Genomic DNA, 26089 nt, shown 5'->3' with positions numbered 1-26089 from the left:
GTTATCAATGTTATTTTCTCAATTCTCACTCAGCGCTACGCTATTGAAAGCATTACCAGCCAGTATTACTGAGCCAAGTCGTATTCAACAAGTGGCGATCCCGGCCATATTGAATGGCCAGGATGTATTGGCTTTAGCGCAAACGGGTAGCGGCAAAACCTATGCTTATGGTTTGCCTATTTTGCAGCGAATGAGTCAGCAAGGTATTTCAGGTTTATCAACGCTAGTTGTGGTGCCAACGAGAGAACTTGCCACTCAGGTTATGCAAAACTTAACCCCATTAGCTAACCCATTACATCTGCAAGTTGATGTAATGTGTGGTGGTGAAGTGATTGAATTGCAAATTGAACGATTAAGCATGCCCGCTAATGTGATTGTGGCCACTCCAGGGCGTTTGCTGGCGTTAATACAACAAGGTGTAATTCAATGTAGTAATGTGCAAAGCTTGATACTCGATGAAGCCGACAGGTTACTTGATATGGGCTTTATTAATGACATTAAGGCCATCATTACAGCACTGCCCGCTGGGCAGCGATTATTGTTTTCGGCCACCATGCCAACGGCATTAAATGAATTAGCTGAGCAACTCTTATCAACAAAAAGCCTGCGTATTGAAGCTCAGGCATTGAACAGTGCAGTAGATGATATTGCTCAGACGCTTTACCACGTCAATAAAGGCAGCAAAGCCCAGGCGTTAATTCAGCTCATTACGAAAAATCAATGGCAACAAGTTTTGGTTTTTGTTAATGCCAAAGATGATGCCGATGGATTATGTAAAAAACTGCTTAAGGCTGGTATTAGCTGTGCAGCATTGCACGGCGATAAAGAGCAAACGCTGCGTAGCCAAACATTAGCCTTGTTCAAAAATAAGCAACTTAATGTCTTAGTGGCTACCGATGTGCTCGCGCGTGGTATTCATATTGATGCACTACCTGTCGTGATTAATATGACCTTACCACCACAAGCCTCTGTATATGTGCACCGTATAGGACGTACGGCGCGAGCAGGGCTTAGTGGTGTTGCTGTATCGTTAGTGAGCCATGCCGAAATGGATTACCTAGACGCGATAAGAATCCTCACTGCACAAGCATTACCGTTAAATGAACTTAGCGGTTTTGCTGTTACAGATAAAGCCGTTAGTGATAACAGCAAACGTGCGCCACGCGATAAACAAGCCAACCGCCGTACGGCAAATAAACGAAGTATTAGTGATTTTAGTAAGCGTAAATCTTCGCGATAACCCCGCTTAAGCGCTCATTGCTGTGGTGCCATTGCCCTCAGTAATAGTATAAAATAAACAGATTAAGGGTTGAGTTTGGCTCAATACATGTTAAAGGACGATACCATGAAACCGATTGCACTAGCCTTAGTAGTATCAGCATTATTGGCGGGATGTGTTAATAACCAATCCCCGACCGGACGTGGGCAAACCTTATTGTTTTCTGATGCGCAAATGCAGCAGATGGGTGCACAGTCGTTTGACACCATGAAGCAAAGCGAGAAAATCAGTCAAAATAAAGCGCAAACAGACTACGTTAATTGTGTTGCAAAACGCATTGTTGCCGTTTTGCCTGATCAATCTTTGCAATGGGATGTCGTCTTGTTCGAATCCGACCAGGTTAATGCTTTTGCGCTACCGGGGGGGCACATTGGGGTTTACACAGGTCTACTGAAAGTGGCCAGTAATCAAGATCAACTTGCGACCGTAATGGGTCATGAAGTTGCGCATGTATTAGCACAACATGGTAACGAGCAGGTGTCACGCGCACAACTCACCGGTTTAGGGATGCAAGTGGCCGATGCTGCGATTGGTGTGTCTGGCGTAGCCAATAAAGACTTATACATGGCAGCACTGGGATTAGGCGCCAATGTGGGGATTATTTTACCTTTTGGCCGCAATCAAGAATCAGAGGCCGATATTGTGGGCTTAGAGTTAATGGCCAAGGCAGGCTTTAATCCTGCACAGAGCATAAATTTATGGCAAAACATGGCCAAAGCCGGTGGGGCACAAGGGCCTGAGTTACTGTCAACGCACCCGTCTCATAGCCATCGTATTGAAGACTTACAAGCGGCACAGGATCAAGTGATGCCACTTTATACACAGGCAAGAAAACAGTCTTTGACTGAGTGTAAAATTGCTCAAGTTAAATAACGTTTTTTGCCAACATGAGCGTTAATTATTGTGATAAACTCTTGTGCGAATTTTTAATGAATTATTGAGAGAAACTTTATTATGTCAGATTTGTTCAGCACTATGGAACAGCATGCAAGCTACGGTGTAGGTCGTCAAATGGGCGAGCAACTAGCTGCAAACTCTTTTGAAGGTATTGATATCCCTGCTGTTCAAGCTGGTCTTGCTGATGCATTTGCCGGTAAAGAAAGCCAAGTAACAATGGAAGAGTTACAAGTTGCTTTTACTGAAATTAGCCGTCGTTTACAAGAAGCGCAAGAGTCTGCAGCTGCAGCCGCTACCGCAGAAGGTGATGCATTTTTAGCTGAAAACGCTAAGCGTGACGGCGTAACAGTTACTGAGTCTGGTCTTCAATATGAAGTATTAGTACAAGGTGATGGCGAAAAGCCAACATATGATTCTACTGTACGTACTCATTACCACGGTACTTTCCTTAATGGTGACGTGTTCGACAGTTCAGTGACTCGTGGTCAGCCTGCAGAATTCCCAGTATCTGGTGTTATCGCTGGTTGGACTGAAGCACTTCAGTTAATGCCAGTAGGGACTAAGCTTAAATTATATGTACCACACCACTTAGCTTACGGTGAGCGTGGCGCGGGTGCTTCAATCCCGCCATACTCAGCTTTGGTATTCGAAGTTGAGTTGTTAGACATTATCTAACACATTAAAAACGCCTAAGTTAACTTAGGCGTTTTTGTATAAGCTGTTTTTCGGTCAACACTGGGAGAAGTATATGACTGCTAAAGTGAAAATTGCTGTAGTTGGTGCCAGTGGCCGTATGGGCCGTACACTAATAGAATCCGCTAAGCAGCAAGATCTCATCGTATTGGGTGCCGCGATTGAACGTACAGGTTCAAGTCTCATTGGTGTGGATGCTGGTGAACTGGCTGGCGTGGGCACCATGAATGTGACGATCACTGATTCACTTGATTTAGTGGTTAATGATTTTGACGTGCTGATTGATTTTACCTCGCCAGAGTCGTCAATTATTAACCTCGATTGGTGTGCCAAGAACCGCAAAGCGATTGTGATTGGTACCACAGGCTTTAATCATGCTCAAAAAGAGCAAATTAACGCTTATTCTGAACAAGTCCCTGTGGTGTTGGCGCCAAACATGTCTGTTGGTGTGAACGTGATGTGGAAGCTACTTGAGCTAGCCGCACAAGTCATGGGCGATTATACCGATATCGAAATAATCGAAGCACATCATCGCCATAAAAAGGATGCGCCGTCTGGTACCGCATTGAAAATGGGCGAGGTGATTGCTGATGTGTTAGGTCGTGATTTAGAGCAATGTGCTGTGTATGGCCGAGAAGGCATTACCGGTGAGCGCGATCGAAACACCATAGGATTTGCGACTGTTCGCGCGGGCGATATAGTCGGTGAACACACCGCTATGTTCGCTGATATAGGCGAGCGGTTAGAAATAACCCATAAAGCATCGAGTCGAATGACCTTTGCAAATGGGGCGATGAGAGCGGCTTATTGGCTCTCAGATCAAAATGCAGGTCTGTATGACATGCAGCAAGTGCTTGGTTTGCATTAACAATGAAAAACACCATTCGTGGTGTTTTTTTTTGAAAACAATCCAGCATAATATAGACGCTATTACCAATTTCTTATATAATCGTCAGAATTTGTCAAAATTTCGTAATGACACGGAAATTGGTATCTTAGTGCAAAATAAAAACACATAATTTCAGTGGCTTGGCTCTTTTCTGGAGGTCGCGTTGACACAGTCTGCCTTACTCGTACTCGAAGATGGAACCGTATTCTCTGGCACCGCAATTGGTGCTACAGGCATCTCTGTTGGTGAAGTAGTATTTAATACTTCAATGACAGGATACCAAGAGATTCTTACGGATCCTTCATATTCACGCCAAATAGTAACATTAACCTATCCTCACATCGGTAACACAGGGACCAATGATGAAGACACAGAATCGGATTCGGTTCATGCATGTGGCTTAATCATTCGTGACTTACCGCTTATGGCGAGTAATTTCCGGAATCAACAATCATTAAGCGATTATTTAAAAGCGAATAATGTTGTCGGGATTGCGGATATAGATACTCGCAAACTAACTCGAATTTTGCGTGAAAAAGGGGCTCAAGCCGGTTGTATTATGGTGGGAGACCTAGACGAAGCAAAAGCCCTGGCGGAAGCAAAAGCGTTCCCTGGTTTAAAAGGCATGGATTTAGCAAAAGAAGTGACTACCGATAAAGCCTATCAATGGCGTAGTGGTAGCTGGAAATTAGTCGGTGGTTTACCGTCTGATACGCCAGAGTCTGAGCTTAAATACAAAGTTGTGGCTTACGATTATGGTGTAAAACGAAATATTTTACGCATGCTTGTTGACCGTGGTTGTGATGTCACGGTTGTGCCTGCAAAAACCTCTGCTGCAGAAGTACTGGCGATGAACCCAGACGGGGTCTTCTTGTCAAATGGTCCTGGCGACCCAGAGCCATGTGACTACGCAATTGAAGCCATTCAACAAATCTTAAAAACAGAAGTTCCTGTTTTTGGTATTTGTTTAGGTCACCAATTGCTGGCATTAGCGTCTGGCGCGAAAACCTTAAAAATGAAATTTGGTCACCATGGTGCAAACCACCCTGTGAGTAATATTGAAAAAGGCAATGTGATGATCACCAGCCAAAACCACGGTTTTGCTGCAGATGAAACCACTTTACCTGCCAATATTAAGGTGACTCATAAGTCATTATTTGATGGTTCGCTTCAAGGTATTCACTTAACCGATAAACCTGCGTTTAGCTTCCAGGGACACCCTGAAGCAAGCCCTGGTCCAAATGATGCCGCACCGTTGTTCGATCATTTTATCGAGCTTATTGAACAATACCGTCAGCACGCTAAGTAATTATCTGGGAGTAGACGACGCAATGCCAAAACGTACAGATATTAAAAGTATTCTAATTCTCGGTGCCGGCCCAATTGTCATTGGTCAGGCATGTGAGTTTGATTATTCAGGTGCGCAAGCCTGTAAAGCCCTTCGTGAAGAAGGCTATCGCGTTATTCTGGTGAACTCTAATCCAGCCACCATCATGACTGACCCTGAAATGGCCGATGCAACTTACATTGAGCCGATTCATTGGGAAGTGGTACGCAACATTATTGCTAAAGAACGTCCAGATGCGATTCTACCAACGATGGGTGGACAAACTGCATTAAACTGCGCGCTCAAGCTTGAAGAAATGGGCGTACTCGCAGAATTTAACGTTGAAATGATTGGCGCTACGGCAGATGCAATTGATAAAGCTGAAGACCGTAGCCGTTTTGACAAAGCAATGAAAGCCATTGGTTTGGACTGCCCACGAGCAGGTATTGCACACACAATGGAAGAAGCTTACGGCGTATTAGACATGGTGGGTTTCCCGTGTATTATTCGTCCTTCTTTCACTATGGGTGGCAGTGGCGGTGGTATTGCTTACAACAAGGAAGAGTTTGAAGAGATTTGTTCTCAAGGCCTAGACTTGTCGCCAACCAACGAATTATTGATAGATGAATCGCTAATCGGTTGGAAAGAATACGAAATGGAAGTGGTTCGTGACCGCAACGATAACTGTATTATCGTATGTGCTATCGAAAACTTTGACCCAATGGGTGTGCACACTGGTGACTCGATTACCGTCGCTCCTGCACAAACCTTAACCGATAAAGAATACCAAATTATGCGTAATGCTTCTTTAGCAGTACTGCGTGAAATTGGTGTTGAAACGGGCGGTTCAAACGTGCAGTTTGGTATTTGCCCTAATACCGGCCGAATGGTGATTATTGAGATGAACCCGCGTGTATCGCGCTCATCTGCATTAGCCTCTAAAGCCACAGGTTTCCCTATTGCAAAAATTGCTGCCAAGTTAGCGGTTGGTTTTACTTTAGATGAGTTAAGCAACGACATTACTGGCGGTAAAACACCTGCATCGTTTGAGCCAGCCATTGACTATGTTGTAACCAAAGTGCCGCGTTTTAACTTTGAGAAATTTGCCGGTGCTAATGACCGTTTAACCACGCAAATGAAATCGGTTGGCGAAGTCATGGCCATTGGCCGTACTTTCCAAGAATCGTTACAAAAAGCGCTTCGTGGTCTTGAAGTTGGACGTAATGGCTTTGACTCCATCGTTGATTATAAGTCTGCAGAAGGTTTACAGCGCATTCGTCTTGAGCTTAAAGAGCCTGGCTGCGACCGTATTTGGTACATTGCTGATGCATTCCGTGCGGGTTTATCGCGCGATGAAATCTTCAAGTTGACCAATATTGATCACTGGTTCTTAATTCAAATTGAAGACCTTATTGCAGATGAAGCCAAAGTGGCGGAATTAGGCATGTCGGGTTTAAACGAAGACATTTTACGTAAGTTAAAGCGTAAAGGTTTTGCTGATGCACGACTTGCTGATGTATTAGGTGTTAGCGATGCTGAAGTTCGTAAATTACGCCACCGTCATGAAATCTTCCCTGTATATAAGCGTGTAGATACTTGTGCTGCTGAGTTCTCAACAGACACTGCTTACATGTACTCAACGTACGAAGAAGAATGTGAAGCTAATCCATCAAACCGTGACAAAATCATGGTGTTAGGTGGTGGCCCAAACCGTATTGGCCAGGGTATCGAGTTTGATTATTGCTGTGTTCATGCAGCCCTTGCATTACGTGAAGACGGTTACGAAACCATTATGGTTAACTGTAACCCTGAAACCGTATCAACCGATTACGACACGTCTGACCGTTTGTATTTTGAGCCAGTAACCCTAGAAGACGTACTTGAAATTGTGCGTATCGAAAAGCCAAAAGGTGTCATTGTGCAATACGGCGGCCAAACGCCACTAAAACTTGCTCGTGCCCTTGAAGCTGCTGGTGTACCGATTATTGGTACTAGCCCAGATGCAATCGACCGTGCAGAAGACCGCGAACGTTTTCAACAAGCGATCCAGCGTTTAAACATGAAACAGCCACAAAATGCGACCGTAACCACGGTTGAAAGTGCAGTGATTGAAGCTGAAAAAATTGGTTATCCGTTAGTGGTTCGTCCATCTTATGTGTTGGGCGGCCGTGCGATGGAAATCGTATATGACCAACAAGACTTGCTACGTTATTTCAACGAAGCCGTTAAAGTGTCTAACGCATCACCAGTGTTACTTGATCACTTCTTAGATGACGCAATTGAAGTGGATATTGATGCGGTATGTGATGGTGAAACTGTGGTGGTTGGCGCTATCATGGAACACATTGAACAAGCCGGTGTGCACTCAGGTGACTCTGGTTGTTCTTTACCGCCTTACACATTAAGTGCCGATATTCAGGCCAGAATGCGTGATCAAGTGACAAAACTTGCTTTTGAACTCGGCGTAGTTGGTTTAATGAACGTGCAGTTTGCGGTAAAAGATAACGAAATCTATATGATTGAAGTTAACCCTCGCGCCGCACGTACTGTGCCGTTTGTGTCAAAAGCCACTGGTGTACCGTTAGCTAAAATCGCTGCACGTGTTATGGCCGGTCAAAGCTTAAAAGCACAAAACTTTACTAAAGAAGTGATTCCACCGTATTTCTCGGTTAAAGAAGTGGTATTGCCATTTAATAAATTCCCAGGTGTTGATCCATTGTTAGGCCCTGAAATGCGCTCAACAGGCGAAGTCATGGGCGTGGGCGATACGTTTGCAGAAGCGTATGCAAAAGCTCAGCTTGGTGCTACATCTGAAGTGCCAAAATCAGGTCGCGCGTTATTGTCTGTACGTAACAGCGATAAAAAACGTGTCGCCGATTTAGCGTCTAAGCTGATTGAATTAGGCTACGAAATTGATGCGACTCACGGTACTGCCATTATCTTGGGCGAAGCGGGTATTAATCCACGTTTAGTTAACAAGGTACATGAAGGCCGTCCGCACATTTTAGACCGTATCAAAAATGGTGAATACACTTACATCGTTAATACCACCGAAGGTCGTCAAGCAATTGAAGACTCGCGTCAAATTCGCCGCGGTGCATTACGTTATAAAGTGAATTACACCACCACACTTAACGCTGCATTTGCAACTTGCCTTGCGCACGCTGCCGATGACCGCGTAAAAGTGAGTTCGGTACAAGAGCTACATAAGCGTATTGTTGGCTAAACCATAAAGCGTACTAAAAGGTCGCCATATGGCGACCTTTTTTATGACATTTTGATGATGGACCACTAGCAAGTCGTTAAAAGCTTAGGTAAGCTGTCTGCAATCATCGAAGAGATGCATCCCAAAGACGCAACCAAACTCGATTGCGTATTTCCAATTGAATTTTCACTGTGTTGGCATTAGCTAACACGGGATGCTTTTGTTTTTAAAGGAGACAAAGACATTATGAGTAAGGTTCCAATGACAGTCGTTGGCGCAGATCAATTGCGTAAAGAACTGGAAATTTTAAAATTTGATCGCCGTCCAAAGATTACAGAAGCCATCGCATCGGCTCGTGAATTAGGCGATTTAAAAGAAAACGCTGAGTATCATGCAGCACGTGAAGAACAAGGTATTTGTGAAGCGCGTATTCGTGATATTGAAGGCAAGCTTTCTAATGCCCAAATTATTGATGTACAGAGTATGCAAAACACGGGGCGAGTTATTTTCGGCACAACCGTTACGATTTTAAACATCGATACAGACGCTGAAATGACCTACCGTATTGTGGGCGATGATGAAGCAGACATTAAGCAAAACCTCATTTCAGTTAATTCACCGATTGCGCGTGGATTAATTGGTAAAAGTGAAGGCGATGAAGTGTCAATCACTACGCCGGGTGGCTTAACTGACTACGAAATCATGTCTGTACAATATATTTAATGGCACGTAATCAGCCGTTAAAGCTGCATTTTACGTTTTTTAAATTATGCGATTGACTAAAAACACTTACTGCTCACAGTAAGTGTTTTTTTATTACTACATGTATAAGAATTCATTTGCGCAATATTGAGTGTATCGCTACTATCAACACACTTTACATTATGGTTACATTTTGATTGTGCTATCGGCTTAAAACAACCGTCGGTTGACTAAAATGTACATAGACACTCATGCGTTAAGGTATAAATGACGTTTCCCTGGGCTCGAATATTACTGATGTTGCTTATTGTGGGGTTGGGTTCACTCTTCCTTATCAATAGCCGTGTCTTAATAATGTCGACGGCTCAAATTAGTGCGCCACAATTAAATAGCGTTTCATTGAGCGATTGTGTGGTCACACCATCTCAGCATTTGGCTAACTGTGGTTTGTCCGCGGCGTCTACAAATCAAGTAAACGTTATTGACAGTTTTAGCGCTGAGATCAGTGCAAGCGTTGTCATTAATCCTCGTTTAATCGATGTGAAAACAACATTATTAGGCTATGTTGGTTTTGACAGTGCCAATACTGATATCAATCCGCAACCTAGTCCAAACGACATCCATTATGTGCCAACATATTCTGCGCGCTACATTAACCTTGCTCAACATCAACCTGATGAAGTAAATCCCAATTATTTACTCGCTTATGAGTTTGTGTCCCCGCCGATCCCGAGCTTGGAAATTGGCTATCAAGTTAACTTTAGTCCGCAATTAGACTGGGTATTATCATCAGCATCTGGCCCTTCTCGTATTTCCGCCTGGAAAGAATCAAACTTACTCTTCGTAAACGCTCAAACCTGTTAGCTAACATTTCTTTGACTACCGATTCTATTAGCTAAGCTAATGGATTTCATTGTGAACAGGTCACTGCTTTAGGCATTGTATCGTTCGCTATGCATTTTTATCGTGGCCATTGGCCGCGGTGTAGTGAGAGCAAGTGTTATGACATCAATAGACAACAATAAACCGTTCAATAAGCAACTTAATAAATATGCTCAGTGGAAATACTGGGTGCTCATTGTGACGTTAATCATACTTTTTTTAAGTGCTTTGCCATCTTGGTATGGCGAAGATGCAGCAGTGCAGTTATCGACCAAACCCACGAATACTATTTCGTCTGAACAGGTGTATAAAGTATTAAGTCATGCCGGGATTAGCAGTAAACGAATAGATCAACAGCAGCAAAATGTGTTGGTGGTGTTACAACAAGCTGATCAGCAAACCCTGGCTAAAAATATCTTGTCAGAATCATTTGCCGACCGCGCACAAGTCACGTTGGCATTAGCGCCAGCGGCGCCTAATTGGTTATTAAACATGGGCTTTGAACCTATCAAATTAGGTTTGGATTTACGTGGCGGTGTACAATTTTTACTTGATGTCGATCTGGATTTAGTATTTAAAAATCAATCGACTATGGTAAGTGATTCGGTAAAGCAATTTGTGCGTCAAGAGCACATTAGTGGTGTACTGGTACGCCAAGCTGGCGGCGCTGAAGTGTCAATTGAGACAACGCAAACAGATGATCGAGGACTGATAAGGCAATTTATTGCCGAGCAGTATCCCTTATGGCAAGTCTCAGGGCACCAAGACACGCTTTTAGTGTCGTTAAGCGACAGTGAGCAAGTAAAGCTCACGAATCTTACCGTGCAACAAAACTTACAAATTATGCGAAGCCGGATTGAAGAACTCGGTATTACCGAAGCTTTGGTGCAACGCCAGGGCGAAAATCGTATTCGCATCGAGTTACCTGGAGTGCAAGACCCTGCAACGGCTAAAAATGTCATTGGCGCAACTGCAAGCTTAGCATTCTACCCGGTAGCAGAAACCGGGTCGGTAAATGCCATCGTGCTTAAAGATGAAAGCGATCAACCGGTTTATGTTGCTCGCAAGCCCGTATTAGGCGGCGATCATATTGTTGATGCTCGAGCTGCGGTAGGTGACTTTGGCATGTCAAAAGTGAATATCAGCTTAGATTCTGCCGGTGGCAAGCTTATGTCGGACTTTTCCCGTGACAATATCGGTAAACCGATGGCGACAGCGTATAGCGAATATAGCCGTAATGATAAAGGCCAAGCTCAACAGACCACTAAAATTATTAGTGTTGCGACTATTCAAAGCCAGCTAGGTAGCAAATTTGAAATCACTGGCGCAGGAACACATCAAGAGGCACAGCAATTAGCGCTATTACTTCGAGCGGGTTCAATGACGGCGCCAGTAACAATAGTGGAAGAGCGCACCATTGGCCCAAGCTTAGGGGCAGAGAATATTGTGAACGGATTTGCCGCGCTGGCATTGGGCATGGCGGTAACGCTGTTATTTATGGCATGTTGGTATCGCCGTTTAGGTTGGGTGGCTAACGTAGCATTGATTGCCAACATGGTGATGTTGTTTGGCTTATTGGCACTGATTCCTGGCGCTGTACTGACGTTACCTGGCATCGCTGGGTTAGTGCTTACTGTCGGTATGGCGGTTGATACTAACGTGCTTATTTTTGAACGCATTAAGGATAAATTAGCTGACGGGCGCAGTTTTGCTAGTGCCATTGATGTCGGTTTTGACAGCGCTTTTTCAACAATTATCGATGCGAATTTTACCACAATGATAACCGCGGTTGTGTTGTTTTCAATTGGCAATGGGCCTATCCAAGGGTTTGCATTAACGCTGGGTTTGGGTTTGTTAACTAGCATGTTTACTGGCATTTTTGCGTCTCGTGCAATCATTAATTTAGTGTATGGCCGTGACACTCGTCGCGCGATTAAGGTGTAAACAATGAACTCAAATGAATTAAACTCAAAAAAAGTGAACTTAAAACAAATGAATTCTGTACAGATGACCAACTCATCAAACGCCTTACGGTACTTAACCAAATGGCGTTATGCATCAAGCTTAATTTCTGTCGTATTAATGTTGTTGTCGTTAACGGTTATCGGTGTAAAAGGGTTTAATTGGGGCTTAGATTTTACCGGCGGTGTGGTGACTGAGATTCAAATTGATCAACACATTACCGCTAGCGAAATTCAACCGTTAATGACCGCTGCTTATCAACAAGATGTGAGTGTCATATCTGCCAGCGATCCAGGACGTTGGGTGCTGCGCTATGCCAATATTCCCGATGAAAATCAACGCCCTGAATTACAGCAAGTTTTAGCTCCTTTAACGTCTAATCTGACAGTACTGAACAGTAGCATAGTGGGACCACAAGTGGGCCAAGAGCTAGTTGAGCAAGGTGGCTTAGCCTTATTGGTCGCGATGTTATGTATCATGGGGTATTTAAGTTACCGGTTTGAATGGCGTCTTGCATCAGGAGCTTTGTTTGCGCTAGTGCACGATGTGGTATTTGTATTAGCCTTTTTTGCCTTAAGCCAAATGGAATTCAATTTAACGGTGCTTGCCGCTATTTTGGCCATTTTAGGCTATTCGCTGAATGACTCCATCATTATTGCCGATAGAGTGCGTGAACAATTAGTGGCAAAACCGCAATGGAATACGACGGATATTAATAATTTGGCGGTTAAGTCTACTTTTTCTCGCACTATGGTGACATCAGGTACGACTTTGCTAACAGTGGTGGCATTGTGGATTATGGGCGGTGCGCCGCTTGAAGGTTTTTCAATCGCAATGTTTATTGGGATTTTAACTGGCACATGGTCTTCTATTTCTGTTGGTGCAACATTACCAGAGTTTTTAGGGCTTAAAACCGAGCATTATCTGATAGTGCCGTTACCTGATACACCGTAAAAATAAATCGATTAATTATTTTTCATAAAAAAAGCCGCTGAAATCAGCGGCTTTTTTATATTGAATGTTTAACTATTTTTTTGCCTTAGGCAAAGCTATCTTCATTTCTGGTGAATGACGGAAGATAACTAATACATGACCAATAAGTTGCACTTTCGCAGACTGGGTTTCACGTATAATGGCGTCAACGATGGCATTTTTTAGCTCTCTGTCGGCAGAGGCTACTTTCACTTTAATCAATTCATGATGTGTAAGAGCGCTATCAATTTCAGCCAGAACACCTTCAGTCAGTCCGTTGCCACCAAGCAGCACCACTGGCTTTAGACTGTGCGCCAGACCTTTTAAATGCTGTTTTTGTTTGGTTGTTAAGTTCATTTGTACCAACTTTTGCTGAGTTACTGTTGAAAAACCGGTATTCTACCCTTATATAAGGCTTATGTAACTCTGAATCGTTGCGGAATTTAAATGGTAACCAAAAAACGTACGGCGAGTTCAACTCGTTGGATGCAAGAACACTTTGATGATCACTATGTGAAATTAGCCCAAAAACGGGGGTTACGTTCTCGTGCTGCATTTAAGTTAGAAGAGATCCAACAAAAAGATCATTTAATTAAAACCGGTATGACGGTTGTTGATTTGGGCGCAGCACCTGGTGGGTGGTCACAAGTTGCGGTGAAATTGGCTGGGGAAAAAGGTAAAGTCATTGCGTGTGACATTTTACCTATGGATCCAATTGTGGGTGTTGATTTTCTGCAAGGTGATTTTAGAGAAGACAAAGTACTACAGGCATTGCTTGACCGAGTAGGGCAAGATAAAGTGGATGTGGTATTATCGGATATGGCACCGAACATGAGTGGTTCGGATGCTGTAGACCAACCTAGAGCCATGTATTTAGTGGAATTAGCGCTAGATATGTGTCATCAAGTGTTGGCGCCTAATGGCTGTTTTGCTGTTAAGGTCTTTCAGGGGGAGGGCTTTGACGATTACATGAAAACAGTTAAAGAGGCATTCAAAGTAGTGAAAACCCGAAAACCAGACTCCTCTAGAGCGCGCTCTCGAGAAGTCTATCTAGTGGCGACTGGTTACAAGTTGTAGTAGTCTAACGTTAATAATCGCAGGACTGTTAAGAGGTCTAGTAATTTGAGTGACATGGCAAAAAATTTAATACTCTGGGTTGTCATCGCTGTTGTGCTGATGTCAGTATTTCAGGGTTATTCCCCCTCTTCTTCGAATTCGCAGAAGATGGATTACTCCGCTTTTTTGGACAATGTCCGAAATGGTCAAATTAACACGGTCGAAATTAAAAGCGACCAAAGAACGATTGAAGGGACAAAACGTACCGGCGAGAAGTTCACCACCATAATGCCTATGTATGACCAAGATTTAATTAATGATCTTGATCGTAAAGGTATTACCATGAAAGGCCAAGAAGCTGAAGAATCAAGCTTCCTGACCCAAATCTTTATTTCTTGGTTCCCTATGTTACTGCTGATTGGCGTGTGGATTTTCTTCATGCGACAAATGCAAGGCGGTGGCGGTAAAGGCGCTATGTCATTTGGTAAGAGTAAAGCCAAATTGATGAGCGAAGATCAAATCAAAACCACCTTTGCTGATGTTGCGGGTTGTGATGAAGCAAAAGAAGAAGTAAAAGAACTGGTTGATTATTTACGTGACCCAACTAAATTCCAAAAATTAGGCGGCCGAATTCCTACGGGCGTATTAATGGTGGGGCCACCAGGTACTGGTAAAACATTACTTGCTAAAGCGATTGCTGGTGAGTCTAAGGTGCCTTTCTTTACTATTTCAGGTTCTGATTTCGTAGAAATGTTTGTGGGTGTTGGTGCATCTCGTGTGCGTGACATGTTTGAACAAGCTAAAAAGTCTGCGCCTTGTATTATCTTCATTGACGAAATTGACGCGGTAGGTCGCCAACGTGGTGCCGGTGTTGGTGGTGGTCATGATGAGCGTGAACAAACATTAAACCAAATGTTGGTTGAAATGGATGGCTTTGAAGGTAACGAAGGTATTATTGTTATTGCTGCAACCAACCGCCCTGACGTATTGGACTCTGCATTACTTCGTCCGGGTCGTTTTGACCGTCAAGTAGTTGTTGGCTTACCTGATGTTCGTGGTCGTGAACAAATCCTTAAAGTGCACATGCGCAAAGTACCTTTATCTGACGATGTTAAAGCCAGTGTTATTGCTCGTGGTACACCAGGGTTCTCTGGTGCAGACTTAGCAAACTTAGTCAACGAAGCTGCACTATTTGCTGCTCGTGGTAACCGTCGCGTTGTTGGCATGGAAGAGTTTGAACGTGCTAAAGATAAAATCATGATGGGCGCTGAACGCCGCTCTATGGTGATGTCTGAATCTGACAAAGAGATGACTGCTTATCATGAAGCTGGCCATGCCATTGTGGGCTGTTTAGTGCCAGAGCATGACCCTGTGCATAAAGTGACCATTATTCCTCGCGGGCGTGCATTAGGTGTGACCTTCTTCTTGCCAGAGGCCGATGCTGTTAGCCAAAGTCGTCGCAAGCTTGAATCACAAATTTCAGTCGCTTATGGTGGACGTTTAGCTGAAGAGCTTATTTATGGCAGCGAGCAAGTGTCTACCGGTGCATCGCAAGACATTAAATACGCAACATCCATTGCGCGTAACATGGTGACTCAATGGGGCTTCTCTGACAAGCTAGGCCCTTTGCTGTACGCTGAAGAAGAAAACGAAGTTTTCCTCGGACGCAGTATGGGTAAATCAAAAGCGATGTCAGGTGATACGGCAACATTAATTGACTCTGAAATCAAAATGTTTATCGATAAAAACTATCAACGTGCGCAAACCATGTTGACAGAAAATATGGATATTTTACATGCGATGAAAGATGCGTTAATGAAATACGAAACGATTGATTCGCTGCAAATCGATGATTTGATGAATCGCCGTGAAGTACGGATGCCAGCCGAATGGCAAAAGGATGAATCGTCTGACGACAAAGGTGGCGGAAATAGCGCTCCTAAAGTTGAAGAAGAAAAGTCTGAAGAGGCTCCTAAAGCTGATATTAGTGATGCAGATGAATCTCCTGCTAAATAAATAATCAAGCCAATAAAGAAAACCCCGAAAGGGGTTTTCTTGTTTTTAATCTACGTTAGGACATTACCTGTGTTTCAATTAACTCATGCCAGTAAAACCCTTGATTTAACATCACCCATCGTGATGGGGATTGTTAATATTACTCCTGACTCTTTTTCTGATGGCGGCGCATATAGTGACTTTGAACAGGCGTGCCGTCATGTTGATGATATGGTTGCGCAAGGTGCATTAATAATTGATGTTGGCGGTGAATCGACTCGCCCTGGGGCTGCTGAAGTTTCTGTGGCTGAAGAGTTCTCACGAGTGCTACCCATTATTGAATATACCGCTAAAAAACATAATGTGTGGATTTCAATTGATACCAGCAAACCCGAAGTGATGGAAGCTGCAGTGAATGCAGGTGCCAACTTAATTAATGATGTAAGAGCATTGCAAGCGCCGGGCGCGTTAGCCATGGCCGCGTCGCTTGATGTGCCAATTTGCTTAATGCACATGCAAGGCAAACCGCAAACGATGCAAGATGCACCCGTATATGATGATGTCGTTGACGAGGTTGCCGCATTTTTCGAATTGCGTATCGCGTATTGTGAAGCCGCTGGCATTGAGCGTGAGCGATTAATTCTTGATCCAGGTTTTGGCTTTGGTAAAACTTTAGCGCATAATTACCGCCTACTAGCCATGTTACCTAAGCTGCATGAGTTTCACTTACCGCTATTAGTTGGCTTATCTCGTAAAAGTATGATTGGCAACTTGTTAGGTCGTGATACAGACCAACGCATTGCTGGTAGTCTTGCGGGGGCATTAATTGCGGTGCAACAAGGCGCGCAGATTATTCGTGTGCATGATGTTGCCGAAACAGTCGATGTGCTTAAAGTGATGTCTGCCACCATGGAACAGTTATAAATAAATGGGTCAGTGCATATCATTTATAAAAAACATAATAATATTAATCACAAAGTGAATCACTTAAGTGGGGACCTGTGAAACAAAGACAATTTTTTGGAACCGACGGCATTCGCGGTAAAGTAGGGGACGGTAAAATGACCCCAGAACTCGCGTTAAAGTTAGGCTGGGCTGCGGGGCGTGTGTTATCGAGAAATGGCACTCAAAAAGTCATTATTGGTAAAGACACGCGTATTTCAGGTTATTTATTTGAATCAGCCTTAGAAGCTGGTTTATCTGCTGCGGGCTTAAATGTGCTGTTACTTGGCCCAATGCCGACACCTGCCGTTGCTTATTTAACCCGAACCTTTAGAGCTGAAGCCGGCGTGGTTATCAGTGCATCACATAACCCTTATTACGACAATGGCATCAAATTCTTTTCAACCGATGGCAGTAAACTTGATGACGCCATTGAGCTTGAAATTGAGGCCGAGCTTGAAAAACCACTTGTGTGTGTTGAATCGCACTTATTAGGTAAAGCGCGTCGAATTGATGATGCAGCTGGCCGCTATATTGAATATTGCAAAGGTAACTTTCCGGCAGATCAAACCCTCGAAGGTTTAAAAATCGTGGTTGATTGTGCCCATGGCGCAACTTACCACATCGCCCCCAATGTATTCCGTGAATTAGGTGCAGAGGTGTTTGCCATTGGTGATAAGCCTGATGGTTTAAACATTAATGATAAAGTTGGCGCCACTTCAATGGCCAAAATTTGTGAGACAGTAATAGCTGAAAAAGCCGACCTAGGTATTGCCCTAGATGGTGATGGCGATCGCATTATGATGGTTAATCGTCTTGGTGAAGTGATAGATGGTGACCAAATATTATATATTTTAGCCGTAGATGCGCAAAAACGTGGTATTTTAAAAGGCGGTGTAGTGGGTACCCTTATGTCGAATTTAGGGTTAGATCTCGCATTGCAAGCGCTTGATATTCCATTTGTTCGTTCAAATGTTGGTGACAGATACGTCATGGAAATGTTGAAACAACATGACTGGCGTATTGGTGGTGAAAACTCTGGCCACATTCTAAACCTGGATCACGGTACAACTGGTGATGGCATCGTAGCGGGTATTTTGGTACTAGCAGCAATGCGCAGACAGCAAGCCACGCTTGAACAACTCACTGAACCAATGAAAATGTTACCTCAGGTGTTAGTCAATGTTCGCTTTGAAGGAACGACTAATCCACTTGACACCGATGCCGTTAAAATGGCGCAGGCTAAAGTGGAGACACAAATGGGAGCCCGTGGACGAGTATTATTACGTAAGTCGGGTACCGAACCGTTAATCCGAGTCATGGTCGAAGGAGATGATCATGCACAAGTGCTTGCACATGCAAATAGCATCGCAGAGGCGGTAAAAGCAGCATGTTAATTATTTGAATATTCAGGAATGTCGTTGCGCGCTCAAAAAGTAGACGCTTCGACCATTAAACTGAAATATTCCCCTTTTACCTATTGTAACTTGATAAGTGGTTCGCTATTATTCACGCCGCTTTCAAAGGAGACAGTGATGGCACTCAGACGTCCTATGGTAGCTGGCAACTGGAAAATGAATGGCAATTCAGCATTAGCTGAAGAGCTTTTTAAAAAGTTTGCAACGAAGCTCCAAAATGATTCAGCTGAAGTGGTTTTATGCCCGCCTTCAATTTATCTTGAAAGTGTTAGGCAGCTGCTTGAAGCCAATAAGCAAACCTTAGACGGTGCGCTTGTTAGAATGGGCGCGCAAAATCTTAGTCAACATGACTTTGGCGCGTACACCGGTGAAATATCCGGGCAGATGCTAAAAGATTCAGGATGTCGATATGTTATTATCGGCCATTCCGAACGTCGCCGTATGTACGGAGAGACGAGTAATATTGTGGCAGAAAAATTTGCTGCTGCACAAAAATACGGACTCACCCCGATACTTTGTGTCGGTGAATCAGGTCCGGCTCGAGAGGCAAGACGCACCTTTGAGGTGATTGCTGAAGAGTTAGATATAGTAATTGAAAAAAACGGTACCATGGCTTTCGATAACGCAATTATCGCCTACGAACCTTTATGGGCAGTAGGGACAGGTAAAAGCGCTACACCAGAGCAGGCACAAGAAGTACATGCGTTTATTCGCAATCGCCTCTCTGAAGTGTCTCCATTTATTGGAGAGAATATCAGGATTCTTTACGGTGGTAGTGTTACCCCCAATAATGCGGCAGATATTTTTGCCCAACCTGATGTTGATGGTGGTCTGATTGGCGGTGCAAGTCTGAACTCTACTGAGTTTTTAAGTTTATGTACCATAGCGATGAGCGCGTAATAATATGTACGAAGTTCTTATAGTTGTATACTTGGTGGTTGCGATAGGTCTAGTCGGCTTAATTTTAATCCAACAAGGAAAGGGTGCCGATATGGGCGCATCTTTCGGAGCCGGTGCTTCAGGCACATTATTTGGCTCAAGCGGTTCAGGTAACTTTCTGACCCGTTCAACTGCTGTCTTAGCGATTGGTTTTTTCGCGTTAAGTTTAGTGATTGGTAACTTAAGTGCCAACCACACACAGCAGAATGATCAATGGAACGATTTAGGTACTGCAGCAGAGCAAATCATAGATGAAGCGCCTGTGCAAACCGAACAGTCAGAAACTAAAATTCCTGACTAGTAAACCAGGTGACGCCGAGGTGGTGGAATTGGTAGACGCGCAGCCTTGAGGTGGCTGTGTCCTAACGGACGTGCGGGTTCAAGTCCCGCTCTCGGCACCAAATTATAACTAACAAACCAAGGATTGTGTTTGATTAGTTATTGCAAGATATGACGTAAATCAATATACTTGCATGCAGTTGACGCGGGGTGGAGCAGTTGGTAGCTCGTCGGGCTCATAACCCGAAGGTCGTCGGTTCAAGTCCGGCCCCCGCAACCAGCTCCTTGCGATTTATTTTCTGTTAGAATTTAAATCGCAATTTACAGGTTCTATAATAAAATGACCTCGTGATTACGGGGTTTTTTGTTATATGGACTTTTAAATATCCGTGATTTTGACGGATTGCTCTGGGGCTTTTAGCCCTTTTTTTGTTTTTTCGGGGGTCATTTTTGGCAACAATAGAATCCAAGCTAGTTGAAATGTTAACGGTTCCAGTTGAAGCGTCAGGCTTTCAGCTTTGGGGCATTGAATATGTTCAAGCTGGTCGTCATTCAATTCTTCGTGTGTTTATTGATCACGAGAATGGCATCAACATTGAAGATTGTGCTGAGGCCAGTCGTCAAGTTAGCGCAGTTATGGATGTTGAAGACCCAATTTCTACAGAATATACATTAGAAGTATCTTCGCCTGGAGTAGATAGACCGTTATTTACAGCAGCGCAATATGCCGCTTACATCGGTGAAGATGCGAAAGTACAGTTGACTATGCCTGTTGCGGGTAGTCGAAATTTAAAAGGCGTCATCACTAGTGTTGATGGGCAAATGCTCACCATCAAAGTTGATGGTAAAGACTTGATTGTTGCTTTGGATAATATCCGCAAAGGCAACATTATCGCTAAGTTTTGATAGTTTCAGGTGAAGAACGAGGCAAGACCAAATGAATAAAGAGATCCTGCTAGTCGCAGAAGCGGTTTCCAATGAGAAAGGCGTTCCGCGCGAAAAAATTTTTGAAGCGCTAGAAATTGCTTTAGCTACTGCTACCAAGAAAAAATACGAAGGTGATATTGAAGTTCGTGTTGCGATTGATCGTAAAACCGGTCACTACGATACTTTCCGTCGTTGGATGGTGGTTGATGATAAGGGTGAAGCCTTAGAGAATCCATACAGCGAAATCACACTTGAAGCCGCTCAATTTGAAGAGCCTGGCATCCAAGTGGGTGAGTTTATTGAAGATCAAATTGACTCAGTTGCTTTCGACCGTATTACCACGCAAACCGCTAAGCAAGTTATCGTACAAAAAGTACGTGAAGCTGAACGCGCGCAAATTGTTGAACAGTTTATTGAGCGTGAAGGTGAAATCGTCACTGGTGTTGTTAAAAAAAGCACCCGTGAAAGCGTAGTGGTTGATTTAGGTAATAACGCTGATGGCGTATTATTTAAAGAAGATTTAATTAGTCGTGAATCATTCCGCCCTGGTGACCGTGTTCGTGCATTATTGTACGCAGTACGCCCAGAAGCGCGTGGCGCTCAGATATTTCTAACACGTAGCAAGCCAGAAATGTTAATTGAGCTTTTCCGCGTTGAAGTACCTGAAATTTACGACGAAATGATTGAGGTTATGGGTGCGGCTCGCGATCCAGGCGCGCGTGCTAAAATCGCGGTTAAATCAAATGACCGTCGTATCGATCCAATTGGTGCGTGTGTGGGTATGCGTGGTGCACGTGTACAAGCCGTATCAAACGAATTAGGTGGCGAGCGTGTTGATATCGTGATGTGGGATGATAATCCTGCTCAATATGTGATCAATGCCATGGCGCCAGCCGATGTTGCGTCTATTATTGTGGACGAAGATAATCACTCTATGGACATCGCTGTTGAAGCAGACAGTTTAGCACAGGCTATTGGTCGTAATGGCCAAAACGTACGTTTAGCGACTCAACTAACAGGTTGGGAATTAAACGTAATGACAGTAGAAGACATGAACAAGAAACACCAAGCAGAAAGTGCAAAAGTGATTGATTTGTTTGTTGCTTCATTAGATGTAGATAAAGATTTTGCGGGTGTACTGGCTGATGAAGGGTTTACTTCACTTGAAGAAATCGCTTATGTCCCAGAATCTGAACTACTCGCAATAGATGGCTTTGACGAAGGAATCGTCGCGGCATTACGTGAACGTGCAAAAGCAGCTATCTCAACAAGAGCACTAGCTACTGAAGAAGCGTTAGATGGTGCAGAGCCAAGTGATGATTTATTAGCATTGGAAGGATTAGAAAGACATTTAGCTTATGTTCTTGCGAGCAAAGGTGTAGTGACTTTAGAAGACTTGGCCGAGCAAGGTATTGACGATTTAATTGATATTGAAGAATTAACAGAAGAAAAAGCAGGTGAGCTTATTATGGCTGCCCGCAACATCTGTTGGTTTGGCGAAGAAGCATAAGTCGATCAACAGGGGGATTTAATTGATGGCAGATACAAGCGTAGAAAAATTAGCAGCAGAAGTAGGAAAATCGGTTGATCGTTTAATCGAACAGTTTTCGGATGCTGGTATTAAAAAGCAACAAAAAGATACCGTTTCAGAACAGGAAAAGCAGCAGCTTTTAGACTATCTGAAAAAGCAACACGGCGCAGATACTGCACCAACTAAAATGACGCTTCAGCGTAAAACAGTGTCAACGTTAAGCGTTGCCAGTACTGGTGGACAGTCTAAAGACGTAAAAGTAGAAGTTCGTAAAAAACGTACTTTTGTAAAGCGTGACGACACTGATTTAGCAAAACAAGCTGAATTAGAAGCGCAAGAAAAAGCCAAGGCCGAAGCGGAAGCTAAAGCAAAGGTTGAAGCAGAAGCAAAGGCAGCAGCAGAAGCGAAAGCAAAAGCTGATGCAGAAGCCAAGAAAAAAGCAGAAGCAGAAGCCAAAGTGAAATCAGAAAAAGCGAAAGCAGAGCCAAAAGCGTCTAAAGTAACTGATCCAGAAACTGCAGCAGCAAAAGCAGAAGCTGAGCGCTTAAAAGCAACTCAAGAAGCGGTATTAACCGAAAAGCAGAAAGAAGAAGCAGCACAGGCGGCAGAAAAAGCTCGCAAATTAGCTGAAGAAAACTCGAAGCGTTGGGCCGAAGAAGAGCGTTTGCGCTTAGAAGCTGAAAAGAACAGTGATCACCACATTACGACGTCTAAAGTTGCTCGTGCAGCAGAAGATAGCTCAGATGCGGATGATGAAAAACGTGGTCGCCGTGCACGCAACAAAAACACCAACAAGAAACGTGGTGGTAAAGATGCACGAGACGGTCGTGAAAAACACATGCGTAACCGCAGCACCGCACCACAGTCTATGGCTCATGGTTTTAACAAACCAGCCGCAGCTGTAACGCGCGATGTGCGTATCGGTGAAACAGTTACCGTTTCTGAACTTGCTCACTTAATGGCAATTAAAGCCACTGAGATCATCAAGCAAATGATGAAAATGGGTTCAATGGTTACTATTAACCAGGTACTTGACCAAGAAACAGCCCAAATGGTTGCTGAAGAAATGGGCCATAAAGTGGTACTAATCCGTGAAAACGAATTAGAGCACCAAGTACTGCAAGATCGTGATGACAATATCAAGCTTGAGTCTCGTGCACCAGTAGTTACCATTATGGGTCACGTTGACCATGGTAAAACGTCACTACTTGATTATATTCGTCGTGCTAAAGTTGCCGCAGGTGAAGCCGGTGGTATTACTCAGCATATTGGTGCTTACCATGTTGAAACTGACAATGGCATGATCACCTTCCTAGACACACCTGGTCACGCTGCATTTACTTCAATGCGTGCTCGTGGTGCTAAAGCGACTGATATTGTTATCCTTGTTGTTGCTGCTGATGACGGTGTAATGCCGCAGACGATTGAAGCAATTCAACATGCTAAAGCAGGTAATGTTCCACTAATCGTTGCGGTTAACAAAATGGATAAGCCAGAAGCTGATCCGGACCGCGTGAAGAGTGAACTTTCTCAGCATGGTGTTATGTCTGATGATTGGGGCGGAGACAACATGTTTGTCCACTTGTCTGCTAAAACAGGTGCTGGTGTCGATGAACTGTTAGAAGGTATCTTGTTACAAGCTGAAGTATTAGAACTTAAAGCAGTTCGCGATACTATGGCTGCAGGTGTGGTTATTGAATCACAACTTGATAAAGGTCGTGGCCCTGTGGCAACTATCCTGGTTCAAGAAGGTACATTACGCCAAGGCGATATCGTTTTATGTGGTTTAGAGTACGGTAAAATCCGTGCGATGAAAGACGAAAATGGTAAAGCAATCACTGAAGCTGGCCCGTCTATTCCTGTTGAGATTTTAGGTCTTTCAGGTGTGCCATCAGCAGGTGACGAAGCGACGGTTGTACGTGATGAACGTAAAGCGCGTGAAGTTGCACTTTATCGTCAAGGTAAATTCCGTGACGTTAAATTAGCTCGTCAGCAGAAGTCTAAGCTAGAAAACATGTTTGCCAACATGGAAGAAGGTGAAGTACAAGAACTGAACATCGTCCTTAAAGCGGATGTACAAGGCTCACTAGAAGCAATTTGTGATTCATTAACTAAACTGTCTACAGACGAAGTTAAAGTGAACATTATTGCACGTGGCGTAGGCGCATTAACTGAAACTGATGCAACACTTGCAGCAGCTTCTAATGCAATCCTTGTTGGCTTTAACGTTCGTGCTGATGCACAGGCTCGTAAAACGATTGAAGCTGAAAGTGTTGATTTGCGTTATTACAGCATCATCTATAACTTAATTGATGAAGTTCGTGCTGCAATGACTGGTATGCTTGCACCTGAATTTAAACAAGAGATTATTGGTCTTGCTGAAGTTCGTGATGTGTTTAAGTCACCTAAACTGGGTGCTATTGCCGGTTGTATGGTTACTGAAGGTCTGGTTAAGCGTAGCGCACCTATTCGTGTACTTCGTGAAAACGTGGTTATCTTCGAAGGTGAACTTGAATCATTACGTCGCTTTAAAGACGATGCACAAGAAGTCCGTAATGGCATGGAATGTGGTATCGGCGTGAAGAACTACAACGACGTTCGCGTAGGAGACCAAATTGAGGTCTTCGAAACAGTCGAAATAGCTCGCACCTTGTAAGCACCATTGGAAGGGCGGCATTAGCCGCCCTTTTTGATTGTATACCCAACGTTATGGCACATCATCATGGCAAAAGAATTTAGTCGTACCCGCCGTATCGCACAGCAACTCCAGCAAGAACTTGCAATGGTGTTACAACGCGATATGAAAGATCCCCGCATTGGCTTTGTTACCGTAAACGACGTAGACGTTTCACGTGATTTAAGCTACGCAAAAGTGTTTGTGACTTTCTTTGAAGAAGACATTGAGCTTGTTCAACAGAAAATTGATGCACTGAGTGCTGCAGCTCCATACATTCGCACATTAGTGGCAGGACGTATGAAATTACGTGTAATGCCTGAATTGCGCTTTGTCTATGACAGCTCACTAGTAGAAGGCATGCGTATGTCTAACCTAGTGACCCAAGTCATCAATAAAGATAAAGCTAAGCAGCAGCAATATGACCCACAAGCATCTGATAGCAGTGAATCTGTTGATGGTGACAAGGAGCAAGATTAATGGCTCGTCGCCCTAAAGGTCGCTTCATCGACGGAATCGTGTTACTCGATAAAGATACTGGCATGAGCTCTAACTTTGCTTTGCAAAAGGTTAAGCGCATTTTTAATGCTAATAAAGCCGGTCATACCGGGGCATTAGATCCATTAGCCACTGGTATGTTACCGATTTGCTTAGGTGAGGCAACTAAGTTTTCTCAGCATTTATTAGATGCAGATAAACGTTACCTTGTTACCGCAAAACTGGGCCAACGTACAGATACCAGTGACTCTGATGGCGAAGTGGTGCAAACCCGTCCGGTGGATTTTACTCAAGCGCTTCTAGATGAAAAGCTCGAGTTTTTTCGTGGAACCACTCAACAAATTCCGTCAATGTATTCGGCATTAAAATACCAGGGTCAGCCGTTGTATAAATATGCGCGTGAAGGCATAGAAGTGCCGCGTGAATCGCGTCCTATAACGGTATTTGAGCTTAATTTTATCAAGCTTGAAGGTAATGAATTAACCTTAGACATTCACTGCTCTAAAGGGACATATATTCGCACGATTATTGATGACTTAGGTGAAATGTTAGGGTGTGGTGCGCATGTGATAATGTTGCGTCGTACTCAGGTTGCTAAATACCCATATGAAAAAATGGTTAGCCTTGCTGAACTTGAAGCTCTATTAGCGCAAGCACAAGAGCAAGATATTGCCCCTAAAACCTTGCTTGATCCATTATTATTGCCAATGGATACCGCAGTGGCTAATTTTCCTGAAATTAACCTCCCAGATGCCATGCTTTATTATGTTATGCAGGGACAGGCCATTCAAGCCTCTGGATTAAAACCAGATTGCTTAGTGCGTATTACTATTGGTGATGAGCGCAAGTTTGTCGGCATTGGCAGTATGAATGATGATGGTTTATTAGCGCCTAAGCGACTCATTGTCATGCATGATACGGCTGAGTAATGTTATTGCCGTTTAATGGCTTTATTGATCAAGTTTATACGCTTTTTTATTGCGGTTAGACGCTAATCTAGTTAGAATATCGCGCTCGCTCTG

At 43.7% G+C, this 26089-nt stretch carries 22 protein-coding genes and 2 tRNA genes; 23 read left to right on the top strand and 1 reads right to left on the bottom strand.

The window, feature by feature from the left end; translation table 11 throughout:
* Positions 1 to 7 precede the first annotated feature (7 nt).
* The 10 genes from GQA99_RS15455 to secF all read left to right on the top strand — a co-directional run bounded on the left by GQA99_RS15455 (position 8) and on the right by secF (position 12790).
* Positions 8 to 1240, top strand: a complete 1233-nt coding sequence (locus GQA99_RS15455) for a DEAD/DEAH box helicase (RefSeq protein WP_160055293.1) — start codon at positions 8 to 10, stop codon at positions 1238 to 1240.
* 105 nt (positions 1241 to 1345) lie between these two features.
* The gene (locus GQA99_RS15450; RefSeq protein ID WP_160055290.1) at positions 1346 to 2152 is read left to right on the top strand and encodes a M48 family metallopeptidase; all 807 of its coding nucleotides are present in this window, start codon (positions 1346 to 1348) and stop codon (positions 2150 to 2152) included.
* 81 nt (positions 2153 to 2233) lie between these two features.
* A complete protein-coding gene (gene bamJ / locus GQA99_RS15445) occupies positions 2234 to 2851 on the top strand; it encodes a BamJ family beta-barrel-assembly machinery protein (protein WP_160055287.1) in 618 nt (205 codons plus the stop codon).
* Between the two features lie 73 nt (positions 2852 to 2924).
* Positions 2925 to 3737 carry a 4-hydroxy-tetrahydrodipicolinate reductase gene (gene dapB / locus GQA99_RS15440; protein WP_160055284.1) on the top strand — a complete coding sequence of 271 codons (813 nt, stop codon included), beginning with the start codon at positions 2925 to 2927 and terminating at the stop codon, positions 3735 to 3737.
* A 172-nt stretch (positions 3738 to 3909) separates the two neighbouring features.
* Entirely contained in the window at positions 3910 to 5067 is a 1158-nt protein-coding gene (gene carA, locus GQA99_RS15435) for a glutamine-hydrolyzing carbamoyl-phosphate synthase small subunit (protein WP_160055398.1), read from the top strand.
* A 22-nt stretch (positions 5068 to 5089) separates the two neighbouring features.
* Positions 5090 to 8311: a carbamoyl-phosphate synthase large subunit gene (gene carB / locus GQA99_RS15430; protein WP_160055281.1), complete on the top strand. Its 3222-nt coding sequence runs from the start codon at positions 5090 to 5092 to the stop codon at positions 8309 to 8311.
* Between the two features lie 225 nt (positions 8312 to 8536).
* Complete coding sequence (gene greA / locus GQA99_RS15425; RefSeq protein ID WP_160055279.1) at positions 8537 to 9013, top strand: transcription elongation factor GreA; 477 nt, start codon at positions 8537 to 8539, stop codon at positions 9011 to 9013.
* A gap of 333 nt (positions 9014 to 9346) precedes the next feature.
* Complete coding sequence (locus GQA99_RS15420) at positions 9347 to 9856, top strand: hypothetical protein (protein WP_206194583.1); 510 nt, start codon at positions 9347 to 9349, stop codon at positions 9854 to 9856.
* 138 nt (positions 9857 to 9994) lie between these two features.
* Positions 9995 to 11818 (top strand): protein translocase subunit SecD, encoded by a 1824-nt coding sequence (gene secD / locus GQA99_RS15415; protein ID WP_160055274.1) that lies wholly within the window; start codon positions 9995 to 9997, stop codon positions 11816 to 11818.
* A 63-nt stretch (positions 11819 to 11881) separates the two neighbouring features.
* Entirely contained in the window at positions 11882 to 12790 is a 909-nt protein-coding gene (gene secF, locus GQA99_RS15410; protein ID WP_160055396.1) for a protein translocase subunit SecF, read from the top strand.
* 72 nt (positions 12791 to 12862) lie between these two features.
* Here the strand turns inward: secF and yhbY are convergent, their stop codons facing one another.
* Positions 12863 to 13165, bottom strand: a complete 303-nt coding sequence (gene yhbY / locus GQA99_RS15405) for a ribosome assembly RNA-binding protein YhbY (protein WP_160055271.1) — start codon at positions 13163 to 13165, stop codon at positions 12863 to 12865.
* A 90-nt stretch (positions 13166 to 13255) separates the two neighbouring features.
* Between yhbY and rlmE the strand changes: the two genes are divergently transcribed.
* The 13 genes from rlmE to truB all read left to right on the top strand — a co-directional run bounded on the left by rlmE (position 13256) and on the right by truB (position 25996).
* Positions 13256 to 13885: a 23S rRNA (uridine(2552)-2'-O)-methyltransferase RlmE gene (gene rlmE / locus GQA99_RS15400; RefSeq protein WP_160055268.1), complete on the top strand. Its 630-nt coding sequence runs from the start codon at positions 13256 to 13258 to the stop codon at positions 13883 to 13885.
* Positions 13886 to 13930: 45 nt separating this feature from the next.
* Positions 13931 to 15880, top strand: coding sequence for an ATP-dependent zinc metalloprotease FtsH (gene ftsH, locus GQA99_RS15395; protein WP_160055265.1), 1950 nt, complete (start codon positions 13931 to 13933; stop codon positions 15878 to 15880).
* 69 nt (positions 15881 to 15949) lie between these two features.
* Entirely contained in the window at positions 15950 to 16783 is an 834-nt protein-coding gene (gene folP / locus GQA99_RS15390; protein WP_160055262.1) for a dihydropteroate synthase, read from the top strand.
* 77 nt (positions 16784 to 16860) lie between these two features.
* Positions 16861 to 18198 (top strand): phosphoglucosamine mutase, encoded by a 1338-nt coding sequence (glmM, locus tag GQA99_RS15385; RefSeq protein WP_160055260.1) that lies wholly within the window; start codon positions 16861 to 16863, stop codon positions 18196 to 18198.
* 138 nt (positions 18199 to 18336) lie between these two features.
* Positions 18337 to 19119, top strand: coding sequence for a triose-phosphate isomerase (gene tpiA, locus GQA99_RS15380; protein WP_160055257.1), 783 nt, complete (start codon positions 18337 to 18339; stop codon positions 19117 to 19119).
* 4 nt (positions 19120 to 19123) lie between these two features.
* Complete coding sequence (gene secG, locus GQA99_RS15375; protein WP_160055254.1) at positions 19124 to 19459, top strand: preprotein translocase subunit SecG; 336 nt, start codon at positions 19124 to 19126, stop codon at positions 19457 to 19459.
* A gap of 13 nt (positions 19460 to 19472) precedes the next feature.
* A tRNA-Leu gene (locus tag GQA99_RS15370) sits at positions 19473 to 19559 on the top strand.
* Between the two features lie 82 nt (positions 19560 to 19641).
* Positions 19642 to 19717 (top strand) — tRNA-Met (locus GQA99_RS15365).
* 170 nt (positions 19718 to 19887) lie between these two features.
* On the top strand, positions 19888 to 20343 hold the full coding sequence (gene rimP, locus GQA99_RS15360) for a ribosome maturation factor RimP (RefSeq protein ID WP_160055251.1): 456 nt from the start codon (positions 19888 to 19890) through the stop codon (positions 20341 to 20343).
* 31 nt (positions 20344 to 20374) lie between these two features.
* Complete coding sequence (nusA, locus tag GQA99_RS15355) at positions 20375 to 21874, top strand: transcription termination factor NusA (protein ID WP_160055248.1); 1500 nt, start codon at positions 20375 to 20377, stop codon at positions 21872 to 21874.
* Positions 21875 to 21899: 25 nt separating this feature from the next.
* Entirely contained in the window at positions 21900 to 24551 is a 2652-nt protein-coding gene (gene infB, locus GQA99_RS15350; RefSeq protein WP_160055245.1) for a translation initiation factor IF-2, read from the top strand.
* Positions 24552 to 24617: 66 nt separating this feature from the next.
* Positions 24618 to 25049: a 30S ribosome-binding factor RbfA gene (gene rbfA / locus GQA99_RS15345; RefSeq protein WP_160055242.1), complete on the top strand. Its 432-nt coding sequence runs from the start codon at positions 24618 to 24620 to the stop codon at positions 25047 to 25049.
* Positions 25049 to 25996: a tRNA pseudouridine(55) synthase TruB gene (gene truB / locus GQA99_RS15340; RefSeq protein WP_160055240.1), complete on the top strand. Its 948-nt coding sequence runs from the start codon at positions 25049 to 25051 to the stop codon at positions 25994 to 25996. The genes rbfA and truB overlap by 1 nt, the downstream gene beginning before the upstream one ends.
* The last annotated feature ends 93 nt before the right edge of the window (positions 25997 to 26089 follow it).

The sequence above is a fragment of the Shewanella litoralis genome, assembly GCF_009828585.1.
Taxonomy (GTDB): Bacteria; Pseudomonadota; Gammaproteobacteria; order Enterobacterales; family Shewanellaceae; genus Shewanella; species Shewanella litoralis.
The sequence above is the reverse complement of the archived record's forward strand: the minus strand, read 5'-3'. Positions and strand labels throughout refer to the sequence as shown.